We start from the raw sequence: 12,885 nt of genomic DNA on the forward strand, positions 1-12,885 counted from the left end.
TTAAAATCTACTAATTCTCCTATTTTTATTCATAGATTAGGTTTATGAATAATAGTTTTGGATAAACTAATTACTAGTAAACAAAATAATCTCAAATACAGGTGATCTTATGGTATCCATATTTAAAAATAAAACGATATTAAGTTTATTCATTTTCATAGCATTGTTATTTAGCAGTTTATCTTATTACATATATGCCAGTGCTGAAGATGATTTCTCTCAATTCGTATCACTTTCGGGAGATGTTTTCCCAGAAAATTATCAATTTATCCTGAAGCACAGTGGTTTATATAAAAGTTATGAAGAGCAAGGAAGTTTTGAGCAATTAGGAGATTCACTAATGTCCGAGTTTCATATGCCCCAAAGTGAAAGTTTAATAGATTCTGGCCATCTTGTATATCAATCAGAGGTTGAATTAGATAGTGGAACAAATTTAGTTGTAAGGTTAGCTGGGATCGAAAATGAAAAAATAACTTATTTAACACTCATATTGGAAAGTGATCAACATAGTTTAGGATCTTTATCTACAGATAAAACACAAATTGAGACTGTTTTAGAAATATTAAATATACAAACGAATTGGAACACAATGCTCCAGGGAAAATACTCAAACCATAGTGATGATGATTTTAATGATTTATGGAAAAGCCTGAACAATAAGTTACAATTAAATGAAATTGAAACTTATACAGATGAACGAACTGTCAGTACTTCTTTTTATTCATCTAAATTAAACTCAGAAATATTGAGTGGTTCTAATCGGATGAATCTTCAAGTAGCGCTTCACCAAAATTCAATCAATGATGAATGGCAGTTAACAATAGGATCTCCTATCATTACAATCGAATACTAATATTTACCCACAAAAGTGATGGGAATTCAATGATGGAGTCTCCTATTACTTTTGCGGGGGCCGGAGCATATAAACCCAAAAAGTATAAACCTAAAGTGATGTTTAGCTGCTATGAGTCCCAGTTCTTGGATGAACTGGTGTCGACGTTCACCACATGGATGTGGTGTGCATTTAGTCGACCTAATACTTTTCGGGGACCCCGGAACAAATACTAAACCAAAAAAGTGATGGTTAACTACTTATGAATCCCAGTTCTTGGATGCACTGGTGCCATACCAATGTTCAATGCATATAGTATAAAGTTATTGCTAATAATCAATAAGGTCTCATGAGTATTCTACTCAAGAGACCTTATTTTTCTATTCACCTATTTTTTTCAATTAAATATTTTGATTAACCCTCAAATGTATTATAAGAAGCAATTTGTGATACAGGGAACCTTGGAGTTTCATGAGCAGGTTTCGCCTGTTTTCCGATCGTTAACAACATGACTGGGATATAACGCGCCGGAATATTAAATTCGGATACAATCTTTTCACGATCAAAACCACCCATTGGGCAAGTATCATATCCTTTTGCTTTAGCCACTAACATCAACTGCATTGCTGCCAATGAAGGATTCAATACCGCTTCACTAAATGCTGCTTGCTGATTTTGGTAAGCACCATTGATTTGACCCATCAATGTATCCTTTGCTTCCTGAGTCATAAAACCATGTTTCACTGCCTCACCATAAACTGCTTCCCCATTTTTATTCGCTTCAAGATCTCCAAGAACTACAATTGTAGCTGCAGCATCAACCACTTGCTGCTGATTAAAAGCAATTGGCAATAAAGTTTGTTTTAATTGCTCATCATCAATAACAAGAAACTTCCAATGTTGAAGATTCCAAGAAGATGGTGCCTTTGCTGTTTCTTCAAGTATTTCATTCATTTCACTTCTATCGATTTTCACAGATGAATCATATACGCGCACGGATTTGCGGTCATTAATAATTTCATAAATATCTTGTTTCGTGGATAACATTATATTAACTCCTCCTCAATGACTAACTAATTGTAATTTAAAAACTTACAGTTACTAATTATACTCTTTTTGCTTTAAAAATCAAACTTTTCAAATCATTGTTGTCTTAGGACAGCTGCAACTTTTTTTCATACACTATTACTTTCTCCATAAACGCTCAATTCAACTCTGTTATGATCCTGTTAACTTTTAGAAATCCATTTTCCCTGTTAATCACAAGCTTTATTTTTTTCAATTTACTGTACAAAACTCCTCGTGCAGACCTGGATCGTAAACGTATATAAACATGAAGCCATGAAATAATAAATATATACACTTTTTTCAAGCTAAAAACTCTTGCAACTCCATCGTATCTATGTAAAGATCAATATATTAAAATACTACTAGGTTCTACAAAGTTATATAGTAACAATATCATTTTTAATAGGTCTTATAGAGATAGTATGAGGTGAAGTAATGAATAATAAAGCAGTTATTTTAGGATGTAATTATTATATAGGTTTAAGCACTATACGTAATTTAGGTGTCCATGGCATACATACCGTGGCTGTAGACTATTCAGAAAAAGGTGCTTATGGTGCTAAATCAAAATATTGTTCAGAGAGGCTCATTGCCCCCCATTATAAAAAAGAGACTAAAAAATTCATTCGATTTTTAATTAATTATGCACGTGAGCAAAGTGCACCACCTGTTCTTATTCCTTGTCACGATTCCTATGTTGAAATCATTGATGAACATTTAGAAGAGCTTAAAAAATGTTACCTTATCCCTCAAACGGAAACAGGTTTATATACCAAACTTATGAATAAAGAAATACTTCATCAAATCGCACAAGAAAATGGAGTAAAGGTTCCTGAGACTGTTAAAGTTAATGATGAGAACTTAATAGAAAAGGTTGAAAACATCATTAAATTCCCTTGCTTAGTCAAACCTGTTGACTCCCCTACTTTTGTTGCAAAATTTAGAAGAAAGTTATTTAAAGTTCATAATATAGAAGAATTAAAAACTGCATTAGAAAAAGCAAAAAAAGCGAATTTAGAAGTGATTGTTCAAAGAATCATCCCTGGTTTTGACGATCACATGTATACCTATGATGCTTATCTAGATCAGAATTCAAAAGTAACTCACTGGTTAACTTGTCAGAAATATCGACAATATCCAATCAATTTCGGTGCTTCTGTTTACACAGGACAAAAATATGTACCAGAGCTTCATGAAATCGGAGCTACATTTTTTGAAAAAATCGGATATAAAGGTTTTGCTGAGATAGAGTTTAAAAAGGACGCTGAAACAGGTCAGTATTATTTGATTGAAATCAATGTTCGAATTACTAATATAAATCAATTATTATACAAAGTAGGCGTAAATATACCTTACATTACTTACCAAGAATTAACGGGATCACCTGTACCTCCTAAAGCCATTGAAGAGGATACGGATGTACGTTTTTGGTGTGGATACGAAGACCTATATGCGATAAGAGATTATGTAAAAACAAAACAGCTCTCTTTAATGAGCATTATTAAGTCGCTATTGTTCAAACCAAAAGCCTACGCCATTTGGGATTGGAAGGATCCTATACCCGCGTTCTCAAACTCTGGCATGATTGTTTCAAAAGTATTAAAGAGAGTACTAAGAATACCAACAGGTTCTAAGTCAAATAAAACAAAAAAATCAATATAATTAAGTAATAGATATGGAGATGAGATGGCCTTATGTTATTATCCTCAGTACTTCAGGACCTTAAATATGATAAAATTAAGGGAGATACTAATATAGAAATAAGCGCTATTGCATATGACTCTAGAAAAGTAGTAAAAAACGGTTTATTTCTTGCTATTTCTGGGTTTGCAGTGGACGGGCATACCTTTATTGATAAAGCAATTGACAAGGGAGCAACCGTAATTATTGTTGAAGAAGACGTGAAAATCGAAGAAGATATTACGGTCTTAAAAGTAACAAACTCTAGAAATGCACTTGCTAGAATTTCATCCAATTATTATCATCGTCCTACAGAAAAATTAAATGTAGTAGGGATTACAGGGACAAATGGTAAAACTTCTATTTCTTACTTTTTAAAATCTATATTCGAACATGCAGAACGTTCTATAGGTCTGATCGGCACGATTGGAACAGTCATAAACAACAAAGTTGAAAAAAATTTAAATACAACACCAGAATCATTGAATTTACAGCATACTTTCTCTAAAATGATAGAGGCCAGAACAGATCATTGTATTATGGAGGTCTCTTCACACGCTTTAAATCTAGATAGAGTGGCTTACAGTCATTTTAATACTGCCATTTTTACTAATTTATCGCCAGACCATCTAGAGCTGCATCATGATATGGAAGAATATTTTGAAGCAAAAGCCAAACTATTTGAGCTGTCTAAAGATTATAATATTATCAACATAGATGATGATTACGGCAAAAAATTAATCAACAAAGTAGAAAAGTATGAAACAAAATTATTAACCTATGGTTTAGATAAAGATGCTGATATTTTTGCTTCAAATATTAAATATTCAGCAGACGGTACAACTTATAAAGTACACACTCCTTCAGGCAATATGGATATGAAAGTGAATCTTCCTGGTGTCATTTATGTATATAATAGTTTAGCTGCCATCGCTTGTGCCTACTGCAATCAAATTCCTCTAGAGGTAACCAAAGAGGGCATTCAAAAGCTAGAAGGTATTAAAGGTAGGTTTGAAGTTGTATATCAAAAGAACAATTATAAAATTGTGATTGATTTTGCCCATACTGAAGATGCACTAAAAAATGCGATACTTACGTTAAAACAGCATGCAAAAGGAAGAATTATCGTTGTGTTTGGTGTCTATGCAGACCCTGGAGAATCAGGTACAGACAAAAGAAGAGCAATGGGACAAGTTGCTGCAAATTATGCAGATTTCTCTATTGTTACCTCTGATAATCCCAAGGATCAGGATCCTGATTTAATTATTCAAGAAATTACTCAAGCCATCGAAGAATCGGGTGGAACAGACACTTACGATGCTGTGGTTGATCGTAAAGAAGCCATTAAATACGCCATCGACATCAGCGAGCAAGACGATATCATACTTATCGCTGGCAAGGGACATGAAACATCACAAGTTATTGGCACAACAGAAATTCCATTTAATGAAAAAGAAATCGTGCTTGATATCATAAAAAATAAAAATCAAGTTCTTGAAATATAATGAACCCCAAAAGTGAAGTTCACTACTATGAATCCCAGTTCTTGGACGAACTGGTGTCGATGTTCACCACATGGACGTGGTGTGATATTAGTCGACCGATTACTTTTGCGGGGCCCATAGCCAATAAAACTGTTAAATATTAGTTTAAAACAACGAAAGGTGATTACTTTATGTGTGGTTTTGTAGGTTTTGCAGATACCAGTTTATCAGTAGATAAAACAAAAACAATTCAAGATATGATGGATAGCATCGTTCATAGAGGCCCTGACAGTGGTGGGGTCTTTTCTGATAAAAAGGTCACCTTCGGTTTCCGCCGTCTAATGATCATTGACTTAGTAGAAGAAGGCAACCAACCCATGTACAATGAAGATGAGAGCTGTGTACTTATCTTCAATGGAGAGATTTACAACTATCAAGAATTACGTGAGGACCTAATTAATAAAGGTCATGAATTTATTAGCAAAACAGATAGTGAAGTTATTCTTCATGGATATGAAGAATACGGCGTTGACATTTTACAGAAATTAAGAGGTATGTTCGCATTTTCAATATGGGACTCAAAAAACGAGACCATGTTCCTTGCAAGAGATTTCTTCGGCATCAAACCTTTATACTATACTCAAAATACAACAGACGATTCCTTTTTATTCGGTTCAGAAATCAAATCCTTTTTAAAACATCCAAGCTTTAAAAAAGAGATGAATAAAGATGCTTTGAAACCTTACCTAACCTTTCAATATTCCGTCATGGATGAAACCTTTTTCAAAGGCGTGTATAAGCTAAAGCCAGGTCATTATATGCTCTATAAAAAAGGAAATATTGAAATCAAACCGTATTGGGATGCTGATTTTTCTGAAAAGGATAATAGTATGGACTATTACGTTCAGCAAATTAAAGATACTTTAAAAGAATCTGTAAAATATCATAAAATTAGTGATGTAAAAGTAGGATCTTTTTTATCAGGTGGGGTTGACTCAAGTTATATTACTTCCCTATTAAATCCAAATAAAACCTTCTCTGTTGGCTTTCAGGATCATGAAGGAATTTTTAATGAAACAAATCTAGCAAAGGATTTATCAGATATTTTGCATATCGAAAATCATAAAACAATCATTGATGCGGATGAATGCTTTAACATGCTTCCTAAGATTCAATATCATATGGATGAACCTCAATCCAATCCATCCTCAGTCCCGTTATACTTTTTAGCAGAACTAGCAAGTAAACATGTGACTGTTGTATTGTCTGGTGAGGGCGCGGATGAAATATTTGGCGGATATGCTTGGTATCAACCTACACCTGCAATGAGCAAATATGAAAAACTTCCTTTTACTGTTCGCAGACCGATTTCAAAGTTGAGTCAAAAACTTCCTAGAAATCGAATCACTGCATTTTTAGAAAAAGGCGGTCAAAAGGTTGAAGAGAAATTTATTGGTCAAGCCAAAGTATTTGAAGAAGAAGATGCTTTGAGAGTGCTAAAAGAGGACTACAAAAAAAGCCCCTCTATCCAAAAAATTACGAAAGAAGCATATGATAAAGTAAGTGATAAAGATGATCTGACTAAAATGCAATATGTAGATCTAAAGCTGTGGTTACCAGGTGACATTTTATTAAAAGCAGATAAAATGAGCTCTGCACACTCGATTGAGCTTCGTGTCCCTTTTTTAGATAAAGTAGTCATGTCTTTAGCCTCACAGCTTCCTGCTAATCAACGTGTGAGTAAAGAAAATACGAAACATGCCTTAAGAATAGCGGCAAAAGAATCATTACCTGAGGAATGGGCAAATCGACCAAAAGTAGGATTTCCTGTACCTATCCGATACTGGTTAAGAGAAGAAAAATATTATAACATTGTAAAAGAAATGTTTCAGTCTGATATGGCAGAAGAATTTTTTAATACCAATGAGCTTATGAATTTTCTTGATGACCACTATGCGGAAAAGCAAAACTACGCAAGATATATTTGGACGGTATATGTGTTTTTAGTTTGGTACAAAACGTTTTTTATAGATGAACAAATCACCTCAAAAAGCGAAGAAGAACAGTCAAAGGTGGAATTTCCGTAGGTGTGTCTAGGGGGATTAAAACATTTTGATAAAAGTATTAAAACAAATATCAACCATTATATTTTTCCTTGTTTTCATATTAGCCCTTCTTATTATAGCTGAACTAGTTAGAGATCATATATTATTAAATCCCGCCGCTAGTAAAAATACCAGCAAACAAGGAATCATAACCATCATTAATATGGAAGAAGATACTGATCTTCCTATTAATGAGACAGAGTTTCTAGTTATTAACAGCCAGGGAAATGTCGTAGATGTATTAATTACTGACAAAACTGGCAGAGCTGCATCTGAGGCATTTTCAGCAGGTACAAGTTATACAATGAAACAAAGTAAAATCAAATCACCTTATGAATTGAATGAAACCATATTTCATATTGAAATCACAGAAGAAAACCAAGCTATAATCATTAAAAATAAGATGTTTGATTTTGTGAAAAATACGAAACTAACAGAAACTGGACAAAGTGAAATTACTAAACTGTACTTTCCTTTTGAGCCTCTATTACAGAATCCTGAATTGCCTCAGGGATGTGAAATTACTGCATTAACTTCTGTACTTCACTTTTATGGTTATCATGTGAGCAAAACAGAAATGGCAGATCATTACTTACCTAAGGAGCCATTAATTAGAAAAAACAACAAGCTATATAGTGCTAATCCATATAAAGCATATGCTGGTAATCCTAGAGATAAAAATGGAGGTTTATTTTCATATACCCCTCCTATCGTTAAAGCAGCAAATCATTATTTTGACAATGTTGATGGGAATTATAGTGTCGTTGACCTTACTGGAAGCTCTAGAGAAGACATCATAGAGCAATTAAATCAAGGGGTTCCCATCATGGTATGGGTAACCATCGATCTTAATAAACCACAGATGGACTTTTCATGGTATTTCAACGATACAGGTGAATTCTTCTCTGCTCCATCCAATCTGCATGTAATGGTACTACACGGTTACGATCAAAACAACGTGTATGTCATGGACCCGTTAAAAGGAGAAATGACTTATGATGCTAATACATTTTTTGGCAGTTACTATGCACTAGGAAGTCATGCTATGATGATTACTAAAGAAAACGCTAAATAATCTATACTCCACTATATTAAATCATGAAAACAGTGAATCGAAGTAGGGTGAAATTATGGAAGACCAAATCTTAGGTGTAATTGGCGGAATGGGACCAAAAGCAACCTCTGTATTTTTTGATAAAGTAGTAGAATCAACAGAAGCACATAAAGACCAGGATCATATTGATATGGTGATTTTAAACCATGCTTCTATTCCTGATCGTACTCGTGTCATACTAGATAAAAATGAAGAAACATTTTTAAACGCAATTCAGAAAGATATTAATCTTCTTGAGGTTGCTGGTGTTGACAATATTGCCATTCCATGCAATACCTCACATTATTTCTATGATGCACTAGTAAAAATGACAGATATCAACATCATCCATATGGTTGATGAAACAGTAAAACATTTAGTAGAAACCTATGGTGCAGGTACGAAGGTTGGGATTATGGCTACCAACGGAACCATAAGCAGTGGAATCTATGAAAAGAGCTGCAATAAACATAACATAGACTTGTGTGTCCCAGACAAGGAACTTCAAGAGCAGATCATGAATATCATCTATCATGATATTAAAAATGATTTAGATGCAGATACCCATGAAATCGAAGCCATCATTCATGATTTTATTTTTAAGCAGGACTGCAGCTGTGTCATCCTTGCTTGCACTGAATTCTCTGTTATTAAATTGAGTGAGGAAGCTCAAAATCACACCATCGACGCAATGGATGTACTTGTGAGAAAATCGATTGAATTGTCCGGAAAACAGGTAAAGAGTTTGCAGCCAAACAAATCGAATGCTGCGATTATCTAATAAAGAATGAAAAAATAGACGCCCTCCAGCGTCTATTTCACATACTGAAATACAAAATCACATTAATCTTTTTTTAAACCTAAAGACCAAAAATCCCCATATTGAGAAAGCTCTTTAAAAACCTCTCTACTCTGTTCAGGTAGTATCAATAAAAGGCTGTAAGCTGTTTTTAATCTTACAAACTCATCTGAATGATTCATTAATCGAACCATCTCAGTCGTCGAATCTCTCAAACTCAACTCTTTCCTTATCTCATATATTTTTTTCATTTGCTTATTGGATTCTTGTAAATCCCCTTGTTTTATTGCCTCACCAAATTGAATTGAAGTATCTGTAAATTCATTAATAAGCTTTTCTAAAGTCACCATAGTCACCATATAACTACTCCCGATCTTAATTTAATACAAAACTGTTTAATCTTATTCAACTTAAATCCCTACTCTTATATCTGACTTTAATGTACAGAAAGTATTGATAACTAATTCATAAGCATTGTGATTTGTTAAACAAAATCCTACGCGGATGAACTCCGCATAGGATTCTTTCTTGTTGATAGCTTTTATTCCACTTGATCCTTTAATTCCTTAACGAACTCCTCATGCCTTTCCTCATACTCTGATTCATGTGATACGGATGCTTCTTCAATGTGTCCAAATCCCCAATAAGATGAGTCAACATCAGGGAATGTAGGGGCAATATTCTCCAATGGTCCACGGTAGAGCATATTGTTGATTAACACAACCGTTTCTGTACGAGTGATCGAATTAGACGGTTTAAAAGTACCATCTTCATATCCATTAATCATACCATTTCGATATAAAGCTTCGATGGCTGCTTCTGCCCAATGTGTTTCAATATCCTCAAAATGAGTCTCAATCGGTGCACTTACATTTAGCTTTAAGTATCTAGTCATAACAGATACTAGTTCTGCTCTAGTTATAGCTTGATCTGGGCGGAATTCATTGTTTGTATAACCATTGAATAAACCTTCCTCCGTTACTACATTGATGTATTTATACGCCCAGTGCTCGCTATCCACATCACTATAAAAAGCTTCTTCACTGTTATATTTGCCAATTAATCTTGCCATCATCGCAGCAAGCTCTGCTCTAGTTAATGATTTTTCTGATTTGAACGTACCATCTGGATATCCCATAATATATCTTTCATGTTCATGCGAACCATAACGATTGGATACCACTTTGAGTTTAACTGATGATTTAGCCCATTCAGGATGTACTAATTCTCCAGAGTATATAAAATCAGAAGTTAGCTCCAGCAGTTTTTCCTCAGAATCAATCATCGGCAATTCTATCATCATTTCATAACTAATGATTTCATCCGAAGCTACATTTTCTAAATCCCAAGAAATGATCGTACCTTCTACTATTCCACCATCTGCATCAATCACTTTCACGTCTGAAGGAATTTTCACTTGTAAAGTTCCTTTATTCAACATCTTTTCTGATAGATTTATAAAATCTACTTTTACTGGCGCTTGACTGCCCTCTGGATAGATGCTTTGTTCTAGTGATAAGTTTGTAGCTACGTCCATCTGATTCTCTTCTTCGCCCCCTGTGGAAGGTGACTCTGTTCCTCCGCTGTTACCACCAGGCTTTTTCTCCATTTCTATATCATGACGTACAATGGCTTCTTCCACCGAAATGGTTGGACTTGTGTAAGTATAATAACCATTTTTAGTTGCAATTAAATAATAATCTGTATAGGAATAAACCATATAAGCATAATTTCCGTAGCTATCACTATATTGTGGGTTATGGTTATCATTCGGTGCAAAATCTACTAGTTCAGGAAGTTCCACTCTCGTACCTGGTGTTATTCCGTTATCCCTATTTCTTTGAGTATCTGCATAAAACAGAATAACTTTTGCTCCCTCAATGATTTCTCCCGTCTTTTGATCTGTAATCACACCATAAGGATCAATCAATTCTTCAACAATGTTTAACTGGCCATCATCAGTCACTTTGACTTTAGGCAGAGTACCATCTTCACGCTCATTAATAATGATCTCTTCCCCATCATCATGCACATACCGTACTTCTAATGTATACTCACCCAGTTTAATATCCTCTGCGTTAAAAATACCATTGTTATCCACTGTATGCCCTATAGGTTGACCCTCATTATCCAATAAATATTGGTCATCTGAATCTTTTAAATAAACCTTCATATTATGATCAACAGGAGGGGTTAATTCAGAATCACCACTAGACTCCTTACTTGCAATCAATCCAGTAATCGTCTTCGTAGAATCAAAATCTTCATCACCTTTACCTGTTACTTCACCAACTTCAGCACTTTGATGAAATTCAACTTCCTTTGTTTCATTATCCAGCTCAATTGTTTTAATAATCGTCACATCGTAATCAACATCACCACGTGGAATAGCAATTGAGTACTTACCTTCTGAGTCAGTGATTGCCTTTTCAGAGAAATCAATATTTCCATCACCATCAAAGTCTTTTGTAATGATGACTGTTGCTCCCTCAATAGGATCTGGCTTTCCGTCACCATCTAAATCCTCATTTTGAGTAACGATCCCCTTAACAGAACCTGGTAGGAACGTCACAATGATTTGTTCAATCGCAATTAATCCATTGTATTCTGCTTTTGCTTGGACAACTATGCTTTGAGAATTTACCCCTTCAATTTTTTCGGAAGCATAGGTTACAAAAGCTTTTCCTTGCTCATTTGTTTGTGATACTGCAGTTAAAAGATCAGTCGAATTCTCAAATGAACCTCTTGGCGCTGTAAATTCAACATCTACCCCAGGAATGACATTTCCATCCTTATCCTTCAATAAGGCATTTAATTGAGATGTAGATTTACCATCACCTACGATAGCACTTGGATCTGCAAATAATTCTAAACTAAATTCTACTAGTTCAAAGTCTTTCTTAATCGTAGTATCTTCTATATTTTCAGGAATGGCATAAATAGAACTCCTTTTAACTGCATACCCAGATTTTTGAATAACAATTAAATAAGTATTTGTTTTAATGTTTTCAAAGGTGTATTTTCCATCTGCTTTTGTAAATACTTCACCTATTTGAATAGATCCCGTTGAATCAAATAATGTAACCTTGGCACCTTCAATAATTTCCTTTGTCTCTTGATCAGTGATTGTTCCTTCCAAATTAATGTTTGTTCTTACATGAAATTTGTTATCTTCGCCTATACGGATTTGATCTTCAGTTTGCACCTCATTATTACTTGCATCATAAGCAATAAACGTTACTTCGTATTCATCTTGTAAAATATGATCTGGCAAGTAATATTCGATGTTAGTCCAAACTTTTTCATTATCTAAATCGGCTGTATCTTCATTAGATAGTGTCAATTCTACTTGTTCTATAATTTCAAGATCATTGCTTTTATAAGAATAGGTTGCAATAACTTTATCAGCATCTAGTGAACTTACTGCTGATATTTTTAGCGGGTTTCCTCGTAAGAGGATTATAGGAGTTTCATCTCCTTGTTCTCGATTTCCTACCCAACCGTCAAGATATGGTTTCACTAGAATTTCAACTATTGCTGCTTCACTTGTTTTTGCTTCTGCACTTCCATCTCCCAAGTCTGTGACCGTAAAGGTAAAACTATCTTCTCCGTTATATCCTTTTGTTGGGGTATACGTCACTTTCGAGCCTTCCACTACTAATGTTCCGTTTTGAATACTGTCTTCATCTACACTAAAGATTAAGTCAGATGTCTCAGCGTCGCTACCCGTTAAGATAATCTCTACGGATTCTCCTTCATTCGTTTCCACAGTTTGATTATTTGCTGCTGGTTTCGAATTCACTGGATTCACTGTGATCGTTACA

At 34.5% G+C, this 12,885-nt stretch carries 9 protein-coding genes; 6 read left to right on the forward strand and 3 right to left on the reverse strand.

Annotation, left to right across the window (positions count from 1 at the left end; genetic code table 11):
- Positions 1-109 precede the first annotated feature (109 nt).
- Positions 110-853 carry a YwmB family TATA-box binding protein gene (locus Q5Y73_RS13145; RefSeq protein WP_305992368.1) on the forward strand — a complete coding sequence of 248 codons (744 nt, stop codon included), beginning with the start codon at positions 110-112 and terminating at the stop codon, positions 851-853.
- Positions 854-1,246: 393 nt separating this feature from the next.
- Here the strand turns inward: Q5Y73_RS13145 and Q5Y73_RS13150 are convergent, their stop codons facing one another.
- A complete protein-coding gene (locus Q5Y73_RS13150) occupies positions 1,247-1,879 on the reverse strand; it encodes a nitroreductase family protein (RefSeq protein ID WP_305992369.1) in 633 nt (210 codons plus the stop codon).
- A gap of 456 nt (positions 1,880-2,335) precedes the next feature.
- Between Q5Y73_RS13150 and Q5Y73_RS13155 the strand changes: the two genes are divergently transcribed.
- The 5 genes from Q5Y73_RS13155 (at position 2,336) to cuyB (ending at position 9,043) form a co-directional block, all read left to right on the forward strand.
- On the forward strand, positions 2,336-3,562 hold the full coding sequence (locus tag Q5Y73_RS13155; protein ID WP_305992370.1) for a carboxylate--amine ligase: 1,227 nt from the start codon (positions 2,336-2,338) through the stop codon (positions 3,560-3,562).
- A gap of 32 nt (positions 3,563-3,594) precedes the next feature.
- Entirely contained in the window at positions 3,595-5,085 is a 1,491-nt protein-coding gene (locus tag Q5Y73_RS13160) for a UDP-N-acetylmuramoyl-L-alanyl-D-glutamate--2,6-diaminopimelate ligase (RefSeq protein ID WP_305992371.1), read from the forward strand.
- Positions 5,086-5,255: 170 nt separating this feature from the next.
- Complete coding sequence (gene asnB, locus Q5Y73_RS13165) at positions 5,256-7,151, forward strand: asparagine synthase (glutamine-hydrolyzing) (RefSeq protein ID WP_305992372.1); 1,896 nt, start codon at positions 5,256-5,258, stop codon at positions 7,149-7,151.
- Between the two features lie 25 nt (positions 7,152-7,176).
- Positions 7,177-8,244 carry a C39 family peptidase gene (locus tag Q5Y73_RS13170; RefSeq protein WP_305992373.1) on the forward strand — a complete coding sequence of 356 codons (1,068 nt, stop codon included), beginning with the start codon at positions 7,177-7,179 and terminating at the stop codon, positions 8,242-8,244.
- Between the two features lie 55 nt (positions 8,245-8,299).
- On the forward strand, positions 8,300-9,043 hold the full coding sequence (gene cuyB, locus Q5Y73_RS13175) for a cysteate racemase (protein ID WP_305992374.1): 744 nt from the start codon (positions 8,300-8,302) through the stop codon (positions 9,041-9,043).
- Between the two features lie 62 nt (positions 9,044-9,105).
- Here cuyB and Q5Y73_RS13180 read toward each other — a convergent pair whose 3' ends face one another.
- Together Q5Y73_RS13180 and Q5Y73_RS13185 are read right to left on the reverse strand one after the other, a co-directional pair.
- On the reverse strand, positions 9,106-9,411 hold the full coding sequence (locus Q5Y73_RS13180; RefSeq protein ID WP_305992381.1) for a DUF2019 domain-containing protein: 306 nt from the start codon (positions 9,409-9,411) through the stop codon (positions 9,106-9,108).
- A 191-nt stretch (positions 9,412-9,602) separates the two neighbouring features.
- Positions 9,603-12,885: S-layer homology domain-containing protein (locus Q5Y73_RS13185; RefSeq protein WP_305992375.1), on the reverse strand; the 3,283-nt coding region annotated here is incomplete at its 5' end.

The organism is Chengkuizengella axinellae (genome assembly GCF_030730905.1).
Classification (GTDB): Bacteria; Bacillota; Bacilli; order Paenibacillales; family KCTC-33759; genus Chengkuizengella; species Chengkuizengella axinellae.